This window comes from Acidobacteriota bacterium (assembly GCA_016196065.1).
Taxonomy (GTDB): Bacteria; Acidobacteriota; Terriglobia; order Terriglobales; family Acidobacteriaceae; genus Acidiflorens.
Window position 1 is genome coordinate 299,875 of record JACPYL010000025.1, and the last position, 19,120, is coordinate 318,994.

The 19,120-nt window shown below is 57.5% G+C and carries 15 protein-coding genes; 9 read left to right on the plus strand and 6 right to left on the minus strand.

Features of this window, described 5'->3' with window-relative positions; translation table 11 throughout:
* Nucleotides 1-98 precede the first annotated feature (98 nt).
* Nucleotides 99-2,675 (minus strand): diguanylate cyclase, encoded by a 2,577-nt coding sequence (locus tag HY010_19105; protein MBI3477849.1) that lies wholly within the window; start codon nt 2,673-2,675, stop codon nt 99-101.
* A gap of 184 nt (nt 2,676-2,859) precedes the next feature.
* On the opposite strand from HY010_19105, the gene HY010_19110 reads away from it, so the two are divergent.
* Complete coding sequence (locus tag HY010_19110; GenBank protein MBI3477850.1) at nt 2,860-4,971, plus strand: GGDEF domain-containing protein; 2,112 nt, start codon at nt 2,860-2,862, stop codon at nt 4,969-4,971.
* Between the two features lie 53 nt (nt 4,972-5,024).
* On the plus strand, nt 5,025-6,365 hold the full coding sequence (locus tag HY010_19115) for an amino acid permease (GenBank protein MBI3477851.1): 1,341 nt from the start codon (nt 5,025-5,027) through the stop codon (nt 6,363-6,365).
* A gap of 110 nt (nt 6,366-6,475) precedes the next feature.
* On the opposite strand, the gene mscL is transcribed toward HY010_19115, so the two are convergent.
* Nucleotides 6,476-6,916 (minus strand): large conductance mechanosensitive channel protein MscL, encoded by a 441-nt coding sequence (gene mscL / locus HY010_19120; GenBank protein MBI3477852.1) that lies wholly within the window; start codon nt 6,914-6,916, stop codon nt 6,476-6,478.
* 245 nt (nt 6,917-7,161) lie between these two features.
* Here mscL and HY010_19125 point away from each other — a divergent pair, with 245 nt between their 5' ends.
* The 4 genes from HY010_19125 to HY010_19140 all read left to right on the plus strand — a co-directional run bounded on the left by HY010_19125 (nt 7,162) and on the right by HY010_19140 (nt 11,953).
* Nucleotides 7,162-8,328 carry an aminotransferase class V-fold PLP-dependent enzyme gene (locus HY010_19125; GenBank protein ID MBI3477853.1) on the plus strand — a complete coding sequence of 389 codons (1,167 nt, stop codon included), beginning with the start codon at nt 7,162-7,164 and terminating at the stop codon, nt 8,326-8,328.
* A gap of 78 nt (nt 8,329-8,406) precedes the next feature.
* Nucleotides 8,407-9,459: a hypothetical protein gene (locus tag HY010_19130; GenBank protein MBI3477854.1), complete on the plus strand. Its 1,053-nt coding sequence runs from the start codon at nt 8,407-8,409 to the stop codon at nt 9,457-9,459.
* 129 nt (nt 9,460-9,588) lie between these two features.
* Nucleotides 9,589-10,359, plus strand: a complete 771-nt coding sequence (locus HY010_19135; protein MBI3477855.1) for a glutamine amidotransferase — start codon at nt 9,589-9,591, stop codon at nt 10,357-10,359.
* A 52-nt stretch (nt 10,360-10,411) separates the two neighbouring features.
* Nucleotides 10,412-11,953, plus strand: coding sequence for a glycoside hydrolase family 32 protein (locus HY010_19140; GenBank protein ID MBI3477856.1), 1,542 nt, complete (start codon nt 10,412-10,414; stop codon nt 11,951-11,953).
* Between the two features lie 52 nt (nt 11,954-12,005).
* Here HY010_19140 and HY010_19145 read toward each other — a convergent pair whose 3' ends face one another.
* The 3 genes from HY010_19145 to HY010_19155 form a co-directional block, all read right to left on the minus strand.
* Nucleotides 12,006-13,013: a YncE family protein gene (locus tag HY010_19145; protein ID MBI3477857.1), complete on the minus strand. Its 1,008-nt coding sequence runs from the start codon at nt 13,011-13,013 to the stop codon at nt 12,006-12,008.
* Between the two features lie 105 nt (nt 13,014-13,118).
* Nucleotides 13,119-13,421: a deiodinase gene (locus tag HY010_19150; protein ID MBI3477858.1), complete on the minus strand. Its 303-nt coding sequence runs from the start codon at nt 13,419-13,421 to the stop codon at nt 13,119-13,121.
* A 114-nt stretch (nt 13,422-13,535) separates the two neighbouring features.
* Nucleotides 13,536-13,835: a hypothetical protein gene (locus HY010_19155; protein MBI3477859.1), complete on the minus strand. Its 300-nt coding sequence runs from the start codon at nt 13,833-13,835 to the stop codon at nt 13,536-13,538.
* Nucleotides 13,836-14,191: 356 nt separating this feature from the next.
* On the opposite strand from HY010_19155, the gene HY010_19160 reads away from it, so the two are divergent.
* Complete coding sequence (locus HY010_19160) at nt 14,192-14,506, plus strand: hypothetical protein (GenBank protein MBI3477860.1); 315 nt, start codon at nt 14,192-14,194, stop codon at nt 14,504-14,506.
* A gap of 213 nt (nt 14,507-14,719) precedes the next feature.
* Nucleotides 14,720-15,364: a hypothetical protein gene (locus HY010_19165; protein MBI3477861.1), complete on the plus strand. Its 645-nt coding sequence runs from the start codon at nt 14,720-14,722 to the stop codon at nt 15,362-15,364.
* A gap of 319 nt (nt 15,365-15,683) precedes the next feature.
* Here the strand turns inward: HY010_19165 and HY010_19170 are convergent, their stop codons facing one another.
* Entirely contained in the window at nt 15,684-16,796 is a 1,113-nt protein-coding gene (locus HY010_19170; GenBank protein ID MBI3477862.1) for a PQQ-dependent sugar dehydrogenase, read from the minus strand.
* Nucleotides 16,797-17,172: 376 nt separating this feature from the next.
* On the opposite strand from HY010_19170, the gene HY010_19175 reads away from it, so the two are divergent.
* On the plus strand, nt 17,173-19,080 hold the full coding sequence (locus HY010_19175; GenBank protein ID MBI3477863.1) for an FAD-dependent oxidoreductase: 1,908 nt from the start codon (nt 17,173-17,175) through the stop codon (nt 19,078-19,080).
* Nucleotides 19,081-19,120 lie beyond the last annotated feature (40 nt).

Here is a 19,120-nt window from a genome sequence, read left to right on the forward strand (position 1 = left end):
TTACCAGTTGGAGGGTGGGAATTTGTAATTGGCGGTCTGAAGTCAGGAACGGCAAGCTCTGAGATTACAAATCGCAAATTGCCGGGTTACAAATTGGTTTACGCGACCGCTGCCGAAGCCGCAAACTGCGGAGCCATACTGACGATCTTGCCAATTCCCTGCGCGGCAGCTTGCTCGAGGGCCTGGTCGGCGCGATTCACTACTTCGGTCACGATATCCACGGGATCGAAATGCTGGCGCATGACCGCTTGTGCGAGTCCCGCGCTGAATTCCACTCTCTGATTCTTGCCAGGATATTTCACTTCGCCGAGCAGGCGACGCAATTTTTCAACCGCCAGCAGCGCTTCTTTTTCTCCGGTATCGCCGAGGATCAGCGCCACCGTCGTCGCTTCATAGCGGAACGCCAGGTCGTTGGTGCGGATATTCGCGGAGAAGAGCTGCCCGATCTGATCCATCACCGTCTCGATCGCCTGTTCACCGTGTTCCTTAATGAGCGCGCTATGCCGTCCAAATTGCATCAGGAGTACGGAGACGGCGGTTCCCTGCTGCAATCCACGACGCGTCTCGGCTTGGAGAAGATCGAGATACGACGCGCGCTTGAGCAGGCCGGATTTTTCATCGGTGACAGAAAGATTCTTCACCAGCCGGCGCAGGCCGGCGTTGTTGAGTGCAATCATGACCTGATCGCTCAGTGTCTTGATCACGACGATCTCGCCGGAACCCCATGCGCGTGGCGTGTTCTGCGCGAGGATCAGCACCCCGAGATGATCGTTGCCTTCCACCAGCGGCAGCGCCAGCAACGATTCAATCTGCAATTCTTCAATCGCGACACGGACACCCAACAACTCTGGAGCATTGGCTGCATTGCTGATCGTTACCGTTCCGCGAGCCACGGCCAGATCCTGCAACGTTTCGACCAAACTGACTAACGCCGCCGAACTACCGGGAATCAGGCCATCGACGTGGAACTCCTGCACACTCGACGGTGACAAGCCTGGTTTGCGCAGGGCTGCAATACAGCGCGATGCACGCCAGTGTCCTCCAATCTCGCTGACGGAAGTTTTCAATACACCTTCCGCATTGCCCTGGTGATAAAGCTTGCGTGTAATCTCCGCAACTTTGGTCAGACTGCTGACTTCGCCTGCTTCGTGTGTGAGCGAAGTCGCTGCCACCGCCGGAACTGCCGGGGCAGGTGCCGCCGGACTTGCCGCAGACGCCGGTGGAGGCGCCGAAGCGGAATACTGGGGTTCCATTCCCGCAGCAATGTAAAGCCTCTGCAGTTCCTGGTTGCGCGTTTCTTCTCCGGGGAACAGCTCCTTGATCCTCTGGAGCCGTTCGACGGCTTTTGTCCGCATCCCGTATTGCACGAGGATTTCCGCCTGCAACATCAGATCCTGCAAAGCAGCTGCGCCCAGCGTCGGCTCTTCCACTTTCACGGCAGCCTGTTCCGCCTTCTTTACGGCCGAGAACCGCGAGGCAATTACATTGAAACGCTGGTCATCGATCTTTCCGCGCAGCGCTTCCAGTCGTTTCTGATGTCCCGGCTCGTAGGGATCCACTTCCGCGCCACGATCCAGGCACTCACCCGCTTTTTGATAGTCGTGTTTCGCACAATAAAGATCGAAGAGCTTCATCAACGCTTGCGCGTAGTCCGATTCGCGATTGGAAGCGTTGTAGAGCTGCGCCAAAAACTCGAGCATGTCGGTCGAAGGCCGATGCGAAGCCACCACTTCCTGGATGGTCGTCAAGAACGACCGTCTCTCGCCGCGTCGGCGTTGGAAGACTTCGAGCTTGTTAGCAAGCGCGACCGCTTCTACGTCGAGTTCTGCGTCGAGCATCTTCCCAATCAGGTTGACGACCTGATGCATGCGCGCTGGATTCTGTTCGAACATCTGCCAGATCAGAGGCTCGCAATCGAGGCAGCGTCCAGCTGCCAGCAGCGCCTGGGCATACAAATCGCGCAACTCGGGATTGTTGTTTCCAGCATTGACGAGTGGTTCGAAGATGAAGATCGCCGCTCCCGCTTCTCCTTGCGTCAGCAGGCTCTTGCCGTACGCAATGGCAATTTTCGCATCGGCGGGATTTTCCGCGTAGGCACGCTCGAACCATTGCGACGAGTTTCCGCCTGCAGCCGCAGCAATATCCGCGAGCTTGAGGAAGAATTGTGCTGCCAGAACATGCTCGCCCAGGTCGGCGGACGCTTCCGCCACTCGCATATGATTTTGCTGGGTCGGCTCGAGATCGACAATTCGTCGCAGCACCAGCAAAGACTCTTCCTTGCGACCCTGCTTGTGCAAATCCTCCAACGCGTTCTCAAATGTCCCAACCGCCAGTTTCTTGTTGGACTGCTCGAGCAATTGTCCAAATCGTACTTTTTGTTCCCAGGTCGGGTTGGTGTAGCGAGCCAGTTTTTTGTACGTCAGGCTGGCACGAGTCGCCTCTTGTGCCGCCACCTGTCGATCGAAGAGTTCGCCCAGCAAACCGACTGCCTGCGTTCCCTTATTCAGGGAAAGGCAGAGATCCGCCGCCATTTGGCGCACATTGTCATTTTGGGGATCGTCTTGCAGGACTAGCAGATATTCCGCCAATGCCTCGGCCGTCTTGCCTTTTTGCAAGAGCTTCTCCGCCTTCTCGACCCGGCGGGCGATCTCGACACGATTGGGGTTTTCCGGCATTGGCTAAGTTGGGGCGGAGAGACCCGCTTTGATTCTAGGTATGCCCCACCGTCCCAGCAACGCGGTACCGTCGATCGGTGATTACGAAAGTCATGACGGGGAATGCCGAATCAATCCCAGGTATCGGTTGAGACCGAAGATTCAAGATCGGCAGCCGTTTTGCCGATTCGATGATTGAGGCGGAGTGTCCTTCCACGATCTAATGGGTGAGGCAAGCACCACCAATCGTCTTAAATCCCGACTGCTTGACCTTGCAGACACCCGCACCACCTGGTTCGCGGGTGGACTCTTCTTCGCCTTCCTGCTCCTGCAGGCGATCGGTTTTGGGCTGCTCGGGATCGGACGCGCAGGAATGGGACTTTCCGAGTCCATGCTGGTTCTTCACGGAGTCCTCTCCCTTGCCTGCTCCGTGTCCGCATTCCGCCGGGCGCAGGGCACTACGGCGCTTTTCTGGATCCTGTTTGCGACTGTCATGACCGTATTGTTTGTGCCGACAGCCATCCAGGCCTACGGCACACTCTGCGCAAGAAGTGTGTTGTCAGAATCCACCTGGCGGCTGATCTACTGCCTCTATGGCGCACCCATCCTGATGATGTTTTTTCTGCCAGAGGCCCGCGGCGACGCTCGAGCCCGGCTGGAAGTCTTCCTAGATCTCTTACAGGTCGCGATTGTCGTCAGCCTGATCTACGCCACCTTCTTCTTTTTTCCAGCGCAAAGCATGCTGCCTTCCGATGCCCTCTTACACAATGTCAGCGTCAGCGATGCGCAGAGTCTCCTGCTTCTGGTTGCCGCTTTCTTGCGGCTGCAATTTTGCCGCACTCCTGAGACTCGGGGCCTTCTGCTTCGGCTCACGTTTTTCCTGCTGGCATGCGCAATCACCACCTTTGTCGGTGACTGGATCGACCTTCACCAGCACGCTTGGTCCCCCTGGTTCGATCTGGGTTGGGCGGTCCCTTTTATTGTCGCCGGACTGATCGCTCTGACCTGGAGGCCGGCGCCGCAGCCCACATCCCTTCCTGAGTCAGCCAGTTTCCTCAACTTCGTGGTCGCCAACCTGGCACTGGTCACGATGTTGCTCGGGGTTGCCCTGCTGACGAACCATTGGGAACAGGCCTACGGAAGACTACTCACGAGCGTCGCAATCGTGGCATCCCTGCTCGCGCTTACGTTGCGGCTGGCGTTGACGCAGTTCCACCAGCAGCAGGAAATCAGGCACCGTCAGGCTGCCCAGAATCTTCTGGCTGTGTCCCACGAGGAAATCGCACAACTGCTTGACCAGGCGCGCGCACAAACACTGGAAATCACCGAGGTAAGCCAACTCGGGAACTTGCTACAGGCCTGCAACTCACGCGCGCAAGTGTTTCAGCTCCTTCCATCACGAATGGTCCGGCTGTTCCCCGGAACATCCGGCGCCCTTTCCATGTTCAACGTTTCGCGAACGCGCGCCGAGCCGGTTGCCGTTTGGGGCGAGCGCCCGCCTTCGGATCATCATCTCGCGTGGGGCGTTCGTTCCGGTTCCCAATCCGTCTCCGCTCCCTTGATTACCAATGGCGAGGCACTCGGAGTGCTGGTACTTGGAGTTGATGAGGACTCTCCGACTTCCCGTTCCGAAGCCGAGGCCGACGGAGATTCGTCCCACCGCCAGCAGTTAGCTCTCGCGATCGCCAAGCAGATCGCCCTCACCGTGTCGAATATCGACCTGCGAGAGGCTCTGCAAGATCAAGCGATACGTGATCCGCTAACGGGCTTGTACAACCGTCGCTACATGCAGGAGTTCCTCGATCGTGAAGTTCGCCGCGCCCGCCGCCGAGAGCGCTCATTGGCCGTCATGATGATCGATATTGACCATTTCAAGCGTTACAACGATTCCTTTGGGCACGGTGCCGGCGACGATGCACTCCGCCTGGTTGGTGAAACACTAATGGACGCTGTGCGAGCCGAGGATCTGGCGTGCCGCTACGGAGGCGAAGAATTTACCGTCATCCTGGTCGAGTGCTCGCTCGCGCAGGCCGTTCTTCGCGCCGAGGAGATTTGCAGACGGCTTCGTCAGATACACACCAACCGCCCCGGCGAACTTCCAGAAGGAGTGACGGCATCGATCGGCGTTGCCGGGTTCCCAGAAACCACCGACAACATCGACCTGCTGGTAAAAGTTGCCGACCAGGGTCTGTACCAGGCCAAGCATGACGGTCGCGACCGCGTGGTCGCCGCAAATCTTGAAGCCACCAGTGCAGTCGCTCCATCTCTCTCTCATTCAAGCGACCTTTCAGCTTTGGTCGCACCGGAACCGTCCTAGCAAAACCGCTTTTCGCAGGCACATTCCCTCCACTTCTGGTACAACCACCATTCATGGCGTCGTCTTCTACAACGTCCGAGTCCGGACTCAAGCACCAACTGAGCGCCGGCCAGATGACCATGGTCGCGGTGGGCGGCTCGATTGGAACCGGACTCCTGCTCGGCACCGCGGCCGCAATTGAACTGGCTGGGCCTGCAGTCATCCTGAGTTTCATATTGGCTGCCTTCATCAGCTGGATCGTCGCACTCGCGCTCGGTGAACTAGCCAGTACGCATCCGGCCGTCGGATCATTTGGTGTCTACGGCGATCTTTATCTCAACGACTATGCCGGATTCATTTCGCGTGCCGGATACTGGCTTGCGATCGCGGTTTCGATCGGCGCCGAGATGGTCGCTTCAGCGACCTACATGCAACTCTGGTTTCCGGGCGTCCCAGCGATTGTCTGGGTCGTGCTTTTTTCTGTCTTCCTGCTCTCGACGAACCTGCTGAGCGTGCACGCCTTCGGACGCTTCGAATTCTGGTTTGCCATGATCAAGGTGGCTGTCATCGCGGCCTTCATCATGATCGGCGCGCTCCTGCTCCTGACCGGACGCGCGCAGCCGCAATACACATCCCATGGCGGATTCTTCCCGCTCGGCGCAGCCGCTCCTCTGCTGGCTATCACGTTTGCGATCTATACCTTCGGCGGAGTCGAGTTCGTGGCCGTCACCTCAGGCGAATCAACTTCCGCAGCGGAAATTGCGCGCGCCGTCCGCATGACGTTCCTCACGCTGACATTCCTCTACCTGGGCGCGATTGTCGTCTTAGTTGGCGTCATGCCGTGGAACCATGCTGGAGTCACCGAAAGTCCCTTCGTGACTGTGTTCCGATCGGTGCGGCTACCGGGAGCCGCGCATGTCATGAATTTTGTCGTGCTGACCGCCGCTCTCTCCGGGGCGAACGCAGCGCTGTACATCTCGAGCCGCATGCTGTTCTCCCTCGCCCGCACTGGATGGGCTCCGGCCGCACTGGGCCGCTTGAGTTCCAAAGGCTCGCCAACCCTTGCCTTGCTCGTTTCCTCCTACGGGATCGTGGTCGCACTCGCACTGGAGCATTGGGCTGCCTCCAATGCGTTCGTCTACATTTTGCGCGGTGCGTTTTTCGGGATGATGCTGTCCTGGGTTATTTCTCTCGCCGCCCATATTTCATTCCGACGCCGCATTTCTCCCGAACAGGCCGCAGCCATCCCCGCACCATCTCCGCTGAAGGGCTGGGGATCGATGATAGGCCTCGTCGTCGTCCTCGGAGCCATCGGCAAGACCTGGTATGACTCCCGCGTCAACCTGATCAGCGGCGTCGCGTTCATGATCGGACTGACGGTGCTCTATTTTCTATTGCGACGGCGGACGGCCTAGCCTCGGGTTGAGGTCAATCAGTGTGAACGGTGGTCAGCGTTAACTCTTGCATCGTCGATTCCCGCTCATTGCCTTCGCTCCGAGAGTAACAAGCAATCGCCCCGAAGCCACTACGATGCCGTCGTCAGCTGCGATGTGCAGTGTGGACAGCGGGTCGCTTGCATCGCAACGCCAGAGAAGCAGAATGGGCAGTCTCTCGTTACAGCCACAGACGCCTTCTGCTCCGTCTTCAGGCGATTGACTTGGCGGATGAGCATGAAGACTGCGAACGCAACAATCAGGAAGTCCAGGAATACGTTGAAGAACACTCCGTAATTGATGGTGGCCGCCCCTGCCGCTTTCGCTTCGGCGAGGCTACCGTAGTAGTGTCCCGACAGATTGATGAACTTGTTTGAAAAATCAGAGTGACCCGAGAGCAACCCAATCGGGGGCATCAGAATGTCGGACACAAACGAGCTGACTACTCTGCCAAATGCCGCGCCTACGATGATTCCGACGGCCATGTCGAGCATGCTGCCGCGCATGGCAAACTCCCTGAATTCATCGAGCATCCGGCCGCCTCTTTTCCCCAATAACGTCTTGGGACTGCCCAAGTGAGCCATACCGAGATTGTCGAGAATGGGATCGTTGTCAGTTGTCATGGAATCCTCCGTAGTGCGGCAACATGCTGGCCCGGAGGTGTCCGGCATGTCAAGCAAAGGCAGGTTGCGAGGCGAAGTGTGTTCGCTGGGTGATGAAGAATCGCCAACGCGTCGCTGTCGAGCGGCCTCGCCCGTTCCCGCATTACAATGACTCAATGTCCGACGCACTTCTACGTTTCCGACCGGAATTCCCCATCCTCGAACGTACGAATTACATGATCTCGAATTCGCTCGGCGCCATGCCCCGCGGCGTCTATGACGCTCTCCACGGCTACGCGGATACATGGGCCACGCGCGGCGTCCGCGCCTGGCAAGAGCGCTGGTGGATGTTAGCCCTGGAAGTCGGCAACGAGTTAGGCGCGCTGATGAACGCACCCGACAATTCAGTCTCTACCCATCAGAACGTCACCACCTGCCAGGCCGTCGTGGCATCCTGTTTTGATTTTTCCGGGAAACGAAACAAGGTTGTCTACACCGACATGAACTTCCCGTCCGTGATGTATTTCTGGGAAGCCCAACGCGCGTATGGCGCGCGCGTGAATATGGTAAAGACCGATGACGGCATCCACATTCCCACCGAGCGCCTGCTCGACGCCATCGACGAACAGACGCTGCTCGTTCCCGTCTCGCATGTGATCTTTCGCAGCGCCTACATCAACGACGCACGGGCGATCATAGAGAAGGCGCACAAAGTCGGAGCCCACGTCGTACTCGATACTTTTCAATCTCTGGGAACGGTCCCCGTCGACGTCACTGCGCTCAATGTGGACTTTGCCTGCGGAGGCGTCCTGAAATGGCTGTGCGGAGGTCCGGGAGTCGCGTACCTGTACGTGCGTCCGGACCTGGGAGCGAAACTTGCGCCCAAATTTACGGGATGGTTCGCCCACCAGGACTCGATGGCTTTCGAAACCGGGCCGATCCGCTACACCGATCCGCCGTTTCGCTTCATGAATGGCACCACGCATATCCCGTCACTCGAAGCCTGCCGCCCCGGACTGAAAATCATTCGCGAAGCGGGTGTCCAGAACATCCGCGAGAAATCAAAGCGTCAGACGGCGCGACTGATCGACCTCGCCGATCAGCATGGATGGCATATCAATTCCCCGCGCGATGCCGAAAAACGTGGTGGCACCGTTTCCATTGATATGCCCGGCTCGCAGCAGGTCTGCATCGACCTGCTGGCCCGCGAAGTGATTGTTGACTGGCGTCCGAAAGCGGGCGTGCGCTTCTCGCCGCACTTTTACAACACTGACGAAGAAGTGGATACCGCGATTGCGGTGGTGGAAGAGATTCTCAAAGAGAAGCAGTTAGTCACACGCTAACAGGATCAGTTACCTCGGTAAGCCCGTTGCAGACGTTTTCCATGTCCCGCTGAAATCCCCATCCTTATCCTCGTAGATGTGACGCCTGTCGCCCTCATCTTTCCTTCTGGCGGCCTTGCCCTGATTACGCTGGCAGGAGTCGCCGGCGGGCTCTATTTGTTCATTCGCGGATTTCGCCTGCTTGCCCGGAAACGCCTGCTCATCAACACGCCGACCTCGAAGATTCGCAGTGCTTCGCTCGGGCTGGTTGAAGTCAACGGCACGGCAACTGGACCGTACACAGTACCCACTCCCATCACCGGAGCACCCTGCTTTCTCTACCGAACTTCTGCATGGCAGAAGAACGATGAAAGCAAGTCGGGCGATTGGAAGAAGGTCGCTGAAGAAACCTTGCATGTTCCCTTTTTTCTCAACGATTTCACGGGCCACTTATTGGTCGAACCCAACGGCGCTGAGCTTGATCTGCGGCTCGACTTTCGTCAGAACTTTAGCGACACAATCTTCTCGCCGCACGCGACGCAGCCCATACTGAGCTTTCTGGCTCGCCATGGGGTGGAGCCTTCCAACAAGATCCGAATCGACGAATGTTCCATTCAGCCGAATAGTCCTCTCTTTATGGTGGGAACCATCGCTGAGAATCCGGGCATCGAAGTGCGCCCGTTGGTTAGCGATGTGGAATCGCAACCTCGTACCAGGATCAGCTTGCAGCCGACGACGATGCCGCACGAAGTCGTTCGCCTGTCCGAAACCAAACCGCCTTCTCGTTCTGGCGACATGACCCAACAGTCGAAACTTGCCGCCGCTCTAACGAAAGCCGGAATCACCAATCCCGCCGCGTGGCAGGCAGCCGGGGTTCCTTACCAACCTGCCGGGAATCCGCAGGTCCACGAAGTCTCGGTGAATCGGGAACGAACCGCGCCACCGACGCCGGCCGACAAGAACGCCTTTGATCTCACGCCTCCCGTGGTCCTCATGAAGGGCACAAATAGTCCCGCGTTTCTCATCTCCTGGCGCAGCCAGAACGAACTGGTCCGCTCCCTCGCCTGGAAATGCGCTGCCATGATCTGGGGCGGCGGCGCACTCACGCTGCTGGGAATCTATGTGCTGATTCAGCAGATGGATCTCCAGTAGAGCGGCTTTTCCGTTTCAGTTCTTAGCTCATAACGGCCGACTCCGGGCAGCCCCACATATCTCCCTTAAGTAATCGACGTAGCCAACTGCTAACCCAATCGCCAAACCTGTGCCTGCTAAAATATCTTCGTGCCTGACCCTGTCCGGATCGGAATTCTCGGCGACTTCAATACCGAATTTCGTTCCCACCACGCCACCAGCGAAGCGCTCCAGCATTCCGCCAAGAAGCTGGGAATCGAACTGGAATCCGTGTGGCTACCAACGCCGTCATTGCTCGCTCCGGACGCGCCGAAAATCCTCGAAAGTTATGACGGACTGTGGGCCTCTCCGGGCAGTCCCTACAAGAGTTTCGACGGGATGCTCAAGGGCATTCAGTTTGCGCGTGTGCATGACTGGCCGTTCCTGGCCACGTGCGGCGGATTCCAGTACACGCTGATTGAGTGCGCTCGCAACGTTCTGGGAATGGCCGATGCGACCACGGCGGAAGAAGATCCGAACGCGAAGAACATTATTATTTATCCAGTCTCATGCGCCGTTCCAAAACGCAAAGCGGGTGCGCCCAAACTTTCTGGAATTGTGCCGAAAATCCACCTGCGCCCCGGTTCTTATCTGGCGGGTTATTACAGCGAAGAAGTCATCGAGGAAGAATATTTCTGCAATTTTGAAGTGAATCCTGAATTCGAATGGACGGCGATGGAAGCCGGCTTCCCGATCGTCGCTCGCGGAGCCGACGGAGAGTGCCGCGCCATCGAATCTCCCGCCCATCAATTCTTTATCGCGACTCTGTTCCAACCGCAGTTGTCGTCAACCGCCAAGAAGCCGCACCCGCTGGTGATGGCATTCGTGCAAGCAGCCGAAAACTGGTCGCGCAAGAAACTCGACGACTCCATCCTGGCATAAGCCGACCCGCCCGAACTGAAATACAATTCCAACCGAACCACTGGCGACCGTCATGAAACAGATCGCATTGTTTTCTTTCCTATTGATTTCTGGTGTCCTCACACTGACACCGAGTGCTGTCGCGCAGCCGACTCCTTACGATCAGCCCTGGCGTCCGCAATATCACTTCACGCCTCCGCAAAACTTCATGAACGATCCCAATGGAACGGTCTTTTACAAAGGCGAGTATCACCTGTTCTACCAGCACAATCCCGAAGGCAACGTCTGGGGACATATGAGTTGGGGACACGCTGTCAGCACTGATCTGGTTCACTGGCAAGATCTTCCGGTCGCGATCCCCGAAGATCCCAACTACATGATTTATTCCGGTAGCGCTGTCGTCGACAAGAACAACACAAGTGGGCTTTGCGAGAATCCCGATCCCCGCGACCATTCCTGTCTTGTGGCGATTTATACCGCCGCCTACAAGGATCGCCAGAAGCAACACATCGCGTTCAGCAACGATCGCGGCCGCACCTGGACGAACTATTCCGGCAACCCAGTCGCCGACCTCGACGCGCCCGACTTTCGTGATCCCAACGTTTTCTGGTACGAACCGCAACATAAGTGGGTGATGGTGACGGTGCTCGCCGATGAAAGGACGCTTGTCCTCTTTGACTCTCCCGATCTCAAGCATTGGACCAAGCGCTCGACGTTTGGTCCCGCCGGAGACACGGCTGGGCAATGGGAATGTCCCGACTTGATCGAGCTTCCCGTCGAAGGCACCCACGAGAAGCGGTGGTTGTTGATTATCAATCGCAACCCGGGAGCACCCGCGGGAGGCACCGGCGTGCGTTATTTGATCGGCAAATTTGACGGCACACAATTCACCAGCGAGATCCCGGACACTCCGGTGCTCTGGGCCGACTGGGGCAAGGATTTCTACGCCACCAATACATGGAACGATATGCCGGCCACTGACCCGCGCCGCGTGTGGATCGGCTGGTTCAGCAATTGGCAATACGCGAACGTGGAACCCACGGTCCTCTGGCGCGGCGGCCTGTCTGTCCCCCGCACTCTGATGCTGCGTCGTTTCCACGATGGACTGCGCCTGGTCCAGAAACCGGTAAGCGAATTGGAGCAACTGCGGCACGAAAAATTCCGCGCCGCCAATGCCAACATTGCGGATATCAATCGCAAAATTGGCGAGACCGGAACCAAGGGTGAAGTCTACGAACTTGAGGCGGAATTAGAACTCGGACACGCGGATGAAATCGGGATGCGTCTCCGCAAGGGGAAAGACACCGAAACGTTGGTCGGGATCAGCGCAACTCGCGATGAAGTGTTCGTGGACAAAACAAGATCCGGCGAAACTTCGTTCAGTAAAGATTTCCCGGGTCGTCACGCTGCAAGCATCGAAAAAACCGCACGGATCAAGTTGCATATATTCGTCGACCGTTCGAGTGTTGAGGTCTTCGTCAACGACGGGGAGCGGGTGCTATCCGAACGCATCTACCCGCCCGCAGGCAGCGACGGAATCGACGTTTACAGCAAAGGCGAGGTCGGTAAAGTCATCTCGCTCACAGTGTGGGAATTGGATTCAGTCTGGAAATAGCACGGCCTAAGCACCTTGCACTCTGCGACGGGACTTAGGCCGCGATCCAGCCCTACTTCGATTTCTCCAGCGCCAGCACCACAAACGTATCCGGTTCGACCTTTCTTCCCGGCAGCACTTTCGCGGTCACCGTGAACAGCTCGTGTGTCTTGGGATCAAGCGACATCGTTCGTGCGTGGTCCTGAGTCTTCGCGGTTTCGACAACCGTGAACTTCTCCGGAGAGTCTTCGCGAATCACGGTGATCGTGCCGTCACCGGCTGATGCGAATGCGAGATTCTGCTCGGGATCGAATGCAGTCGCGTCGCATCCTTCGCCAATATCCGGCATGGCCAATACTTTGCCATTATCCGCGTTCACGATCGCCATCTTCTTGTTGCCGCCGCATCCGGCAAACAATCGGCGATTCTTCTTATCAAGCGCCAGGCCTGTGGGCTCTTCACATCCAGCCATCTTCCAGCGCGATTTCACGACCAGCTTCTGCGGATCAAAGGCGACCAGTTCCGACGTGTCCTCGACGTTGACGAACATCGTGCCCTTTTCGTCGCTCGCTGAAAATTCCGGCTTCCCGCCCAGATCAATTTTGCCGACTACTTCACCCTTGGCAGCATCGATCGCCGTCGTGTCCTTACTGTTCGCGTTAAAGGTGAAGACGCGTTTCGTAAAAGGGTCGTAGACGATCGCATCCGGCCGCGTACCAACTTTGATTTTGTTCAGGACTTTCAGCGTCTTCAGGTCGAAGATCGTGACCATGTCTTCGCCTCCGGCGCTGATGAAGCCTTTTCCAAACTCCGGAGTCAAAGCGACCCCATGAACACCGGGCGTGTTCGGGATCTCCTTCAGCAACTTGCCTGAGTCCTCATCCACGACCATGACGCGATCTGCGCGGGCGATAAAAATCCTACGCCCCGGGCTGTCGACGGTCAGGTAGTCCCATCCACCAATGCCGCCCAGTTTCCAGGTCTTCGTGACTTTGTATCCAGGTGCAGACTGTGCGGCCGCGCCAAGAGAGAGGGACAACACTGCAACGGTCAGGGTTCGCAAGATAACTAGGTTTTTCATAGGTTTTGATTTTCTCCGCGACCGAGCGCGTTCCTCGCGCGCTCTGCGTTGCAAGATTTTCGTGCAAGCCGTGGCAAGGAACGCGAGCTTGTGGACTGGATGAGTTTACTTCCGCAATCCCGCCACCGGAGTTGCAGGAGCGACCTTGGCCAAAGCCGCCTTCAAATCATCCGGCTTGAAACCGAATGGCCCAGGACGACTCTTGTAGGCAATCTTGCCATCGCGATCGACGAGATACAAGCGATCAGGCCAACCCGTATATGCCTTCTCGGTCGTGTTTTCGAAACCGTCGAGCACTGCGGGAAATTTGATCCCAAGTTTGCGCACACAGGCGCCCGCCACAAAAGCCCGTTCCTCTTCATTTTTTGGAGATGCGAATACAACCTTATCTCTCAGGTTACTTTCCATCTGCCAGACGTCGCTCGGATGCGCTTCCAGAATGTATACAGCCAGGAAACTCACGCGGCTTCCGTACTCGTCGTAGAGTTTATTGAGGGCAGGAACCTCCCGCCGGAAAGGCGGTCAGGTATAGCTCCCGAACACCAGCACAACTGGACCTTTGGCATTCAGTGAAGAAAGCGCGACGCGAGATGTCTTGTCGAGGGTCTGGAGATTGAAATCGGGAGCGGCATCGCCGGGTCGCAATTCGCCGGCGCGCGCGCGCAACCACATCGTCTCGAACGGCGCAGCCAGAAACACCGCCGGAATCGGCATGTGCATCATGACTTGCCCGAATCTCTCGGGCGGCTGCTTCATGGTGTGCCACATGAAGGCCACGAATCCCAGCCACAGAACGAACAGAACCAGTACCGTCTTTAGCAGGACGGGTTTCCAGTTGCGTTTTTTTCGAGGCGCCGCGGATGGGGGTGGGGATGAAGCGACGGACATATTGAGGCGCAATTTTCTCATACAAGCAGTTCCCGGTGTCAGTAGCCTAAAACTACTATCGCGACGAACAGCCATCCGATCTCCTCGAGGAGTCGGCCCAACGCCCTGTTCCACAATTGTGCAAACAATTGCTCCGGTCACTGAAGTAACCCGCATGAATACACCGGTTAACACGAGGCCTTTGGTATGGCGGATGCTCTATCCACAATGGAAGTGTGCAGCCGGACCCGGTCGAAACCGGGCTGGCAGAAAGCCCACGACCCTGGGGCTTCCAGAACCTGGAGATTGCCATGAAAACGACCCTATTCGCGTTGCTATTTTTCTGCGCCACCGCTGCCTTCGGACAAGCGGCGGGCGTTTCCGTATCCAACGAGCCCAACCCGATCCAGATTCCCAGCCATCAGCAGCATGCCTCGCAACACGCCATTCAGTCGGGCGAAAGCCTGCTGATCACTTCCTACAGTGAGACTTCCGCTCGGGGTGAGCGTCCGCTATGGGAAGCCGGCGCCAAACCGCCCGCTGAAGTTCCACTCGGCGACGTGGCCCGCCTGCTGAGGAATGAGCACGCGACCGTAAAGAAGGCCGTCAAGACTCTGGAGAAATAAACCCGCCCCGACTCTAACGTGACAGTGGAGTAACTGCCCGTTCTAGGCCCAGTTACTCCTTGTCACGATTACGAAAGGCTGTGTTGGGCCCCGCTTCCCGCCTCTGGACCAACCGCATCTGGAGCGCACTCCCGCCTCTCGCTACACTCCTATTCGTCGAATCATCTGGAATCCAAGCCCCCCGCGCCGGGGATGAGGGAGCCAACCGCCACTATGAACGTCTGGGACAGCATTTACCGCATCCCGTTCAACGCATTACTGGCCTATATTCCCGTGCTCGCAACCGTGGTCACCTGTTATTTCAGCGTGATCCTGGCGCGCGCGACGCTGCGCTACGTCGCCGCCACCGATAAGGGCCTGGCCTTGGCTCGCGAGGAGTTCGAACGCGAATGGTCCCCCGAACTTCACCTCAAGATCGAGCGCATCTCCGCCAACGACGCGCGGATCGTAGTTACTAACCTGGCAAAGCTGTCGGTACTCCTGCAGCTCTTGCAGATTCGCAAAATCACGTTCATGGTGCCATTCGAGCGCTGCGTCTTGAACGATCCGTTAGTTGGTGGGATGACCTGGACACAGGACATCGGCAAGCGCCTGATCGCTTGCACGGGACCTGACTTCGAAGGTCAGATCGCATCCTCAGTCACGTTCTTCGCTTCGGGACGCATGTTCCGCACGGACTGGTTCCGTTTTCATATCCAAGTGGAACGCGGCCGCATCGTGCGCCTCGATCCCAGTAACATTCCGGCGCGGCGCGTGCGCGTCCTTGCCAATCGCGAAGGAGTTGAGCGTCGCCGCGATTTCGTGCAGGACGTTGCCGCCGGGGCAGCCCCCAAGATTCCGGACAGCACAACCGTGTAAACGTCGGGGTTGAAAGTCTCGCCATCGGAACCGATCTGTCGTCCCGCTGGGACTTTCGTTCCCGGCACATTTCTAACCCGGCGTTGAAACGCCGGGCTATTCTCAATTATCGGTAGTGGGTCATTTTGAGTCCGCTCGCGGAAACATAACCACGACCTTCGTGGTAAAAGCAAAGACAAATTGAGCCACTACCCAATTGTCCCTCCGGGACGTTCCGCTTGGGATGGCATGGTCGGCACTCGGGACTTCAATCGCGACTGAGGACTGACCCACGAACGCACTTTCCAGCTGGGGCGATGCGACTTGCTTTCCCGCGTTCTTAGCCTGCCACCAGCTTATAGAGTTTGCCGTTATAGTCCACGACGTAAAGCTCGTTATTTGCCGCACGGCCGAGAGCACTGACATTGACGCCGGTCGAGAGCAGAGGAGCGCGTGACCAAGTGCCGGGTTGAGTCTCCTGCAGCGTCCACAACGTGCCACTGCCGAAGTCTCCGAAGACATACAGTCCAGCCAATGCCGGAATGCCGGTGCCTCGATACACGTATCCACCAATCACAGCGATGCCTTCTGAATGGGAGTATTCGGCAATCGGAGGAACCAGCCCCGTCTGGCTGCAACTCTGCCCCGGCGGATAGCAATGATTCCCTTCCATGATGTTCCATCCGAAGTCGCCGCCCTTGGTCACGATATCGACTTCCTCCCATGCACCCTGGCCGACATCACCCACGAACAGTCGTTTGCTCTTCTTGTTGTCAAACGAAAATCGCCATGGATTGCGAAAGCCGTACGCCCAAATCTCACCCTTCGCTCCCGACACACCGACAAATGGATTATCGGGCGGAATTGCATAGGGATTTCCGGAGTTGACGTCAATGCGCAACATCTTCGCGAGCAGCGTGCTCAACTTCTGGCCATTGCCATTGGGATCTCCGCCGGAGCCGCCGTCGCCGGTTCCGATATAGAGGAACCCATCCGGCCCAAAAGCCATCTGGCCGCCCTTGTGGTTATCAAAAGGCTGGTCGAAGAACAAGAGAACCTTGCCGCTATTCGGATCGGCGACATTTGGGTCCGACGACGAGACGTGATATTCGGCGATCACGGTCTGCAACTGTCCGTTCACGCGCCGCGTGTAATTGAGGAAAAAACGCCCGTTGGTTTTGTAGCTGGGATGAAACGCCAAGCCTAACAACCCTGTCTCGCCACCGCTCACAATGATCGAGGAAATGTTAAGGAAAGGAGTGGCCAAGAGTTTCTTGGCTTTCACAATCCGGATCGTGCCACCCTGCTCAACAATGAAGAATCGGCCGGAACCGTCTCGCGGAGCCTGGAAGTCAAGCGGTGCGGCCAGTCCCGAAACCACCAGTTGCAAGTGGACCGCAGGAGCCTCAGGAAGGGGTGGTCCCGCCGCCCATCCGGGTTCGACAGCGACCATGGTGATGAGACTCAATACGAGAACAAAGATCCGTATGCCGGCAACACCGGAAGCAACGGCGCGCCGCGACACGGGCTGGGGATTGTTCCTAATCTGCTGCATGGTGAAGATTCCTCCGAGTAGGGTGAGTTGGGCGCTGGACGCGCAGAATAAGCGAATTAACTTACCTGCTGCAACTGGCCTTCCAGAGCCGAAACTCGCTGGTTTCAAGGAAGTACGCCCAGTCGCTCTCGGTTGCCGGGCAAGTTCTGCGCCCGGATGAGCAATGTTTGCACACCGGCCAGACTCCGAATCGAGAGACGTGCCCGCACTGCTATAATCGGCGCCGCGCGTAAGGACCTCCATGGCAGACGAAAGACGCGACCGTGAACTCGGCATGGGATGCCCGATCTCGCGCCGTGACTTCCTGAATGGAGCGGCCGTCGGGATTGGTGGGACACTCGCAAGCCAGCATCTCCTGGCGGCTCTGGCTCCGTCGGAGTTTGACGGCGGCTCCAGTGGATCCCCCGCGTCGCCTCCCGAAAAACCCTCGGACTACTACCCGCCCGCGTTGACCGGGATGCGCGGCAATCACGATGGAACCTTCACCTACGCGCACCGCTTGCGTGACGGAGAAGCATGGAACTCCGACGGTCCCACCGAAGCAACCGGCGAATCCTACGATCTGGTCGTCGTCGGAGGCGGAATCAGCGGGCTCTCCGCAGCCTATTTCTACCGCAAGGCTGTTGGCGATAAAGCTCGCATACTCGTGCTCGACAATCATGACGACTTCGGCGGTCATGCCAAACGCAACGAGTTTCAGGCCGGCGGTCGCATGCTTCTCAGCTACGGCGGCACGCAGTCGATCGAAAGTCCTGGAAAATACAGCGCGGAAGCCAAACAACTGCTCGTCGAGTTGGGGATCGACACACAGAAATTCTTCAAAGCCTACAACCAGAATCTCTACGATTCTCACAGATTGGGAACGGGCGTTTTCTTCGACAAAGAAACCTTTGGTGAAGACCGTACCCTCCCCGGTCTGGGAAGAGTCCCATGGACGGAGTGGCTGGCGAGAGCGCCCCTGAGTGAAGCGGTCCGTCGTGACATCGCGCGCGTTTATACCGATAAGGCCGACTACCTGCCCGGACTCTCACGGGAAGAAAAGATCGCTAAGCTTTCGAAGATCAGTTATGCGGACTTCCTGACCAAACTCTGCAAAGTCCATCCGGACGCGTTGAAGTTTTTCCAGAGTTACACCAATGACCTGTGGGCAGTCGGGATCGACGCGGTCCCGGCCATTGGCCCGTACATGGCGGGCGATGACTACGGCGGAATCACTTATCCCGGTTTCCAGGGCATGGATCTCGGCGACGACGAGCGAGAAGAACCCTACATCTTTCATTTCCCGGACGGCAACGCGTCGATTGCGCGATTGCTGGTACGCGCGCTGATTCCGGCGGCAATCCCCGGCCACACCATGGAAGATGTGGTCACTGCCCGAGCTGATTACAGCCGACTGGACCAAACCGCATCGGCGACTCGCATCCGCTTGAACAGCACAGTCGTGAACGTGAAGCACACAGGGCCAACTTCTTCGAAAGAGGTTGAAGTCGCCTACGTTCACGGCAAGAAATTGCAGTCAGTGCGCGCAAAACAATGCGTGCTCGCTTGCTATAACGGCATGATCCCGTATTTGTGTCCGGAACTACCGGAGACGCAGAAGGCGGCGTTGTCCTACCTGGTGAAAGCACCGCTCGTCTATACGCACGTTGCGATTCGCAACTGGACATCGTTTGAAAAACTGGGGCTGCGGCAGATCGAGTCGCCCGGCAGCTATCACGTGTATACGGCGCTCGACTTTCCGGTCAACCTCGGCGAATACAAGTTTCCGAGCAAGCCAGAAGAACCGATGGTCCTCTTCATGATTCGCACGCCCTGCAAGCCGGGCTTGCCAATGCGCGATCAGTATCGCGCCGGACGCGCCGAACTGCTCCGAACCCCATTTTCAACTTTCGAACGAAACGTCCGCGATCAACTCGGACGCATGCTTGGCGGCGCAGGCTTCGATCCCGCTCGCGACATAGAAGGCCTCACCGTGAACCGCTGGGCGCATGGCTACGCCTATGGCTACAACCCCTTGTTCGATCCTGACTGGAAAGAAGAGGAAAAGCCATGGGTAGTCGGGCGTGCGCGCTTCGGACAAATCGCCATTGCGAACTCCGACGCCGGTGCGTCTGCCTACACCGATTGCGCGATTGATGAGGCTTATCGAGCCATCTCCGAATTACGCAGCTCCAAAATGTAGCTAGGCGCAACGCGCTTGATAACCATTCTCCTTTCACGCC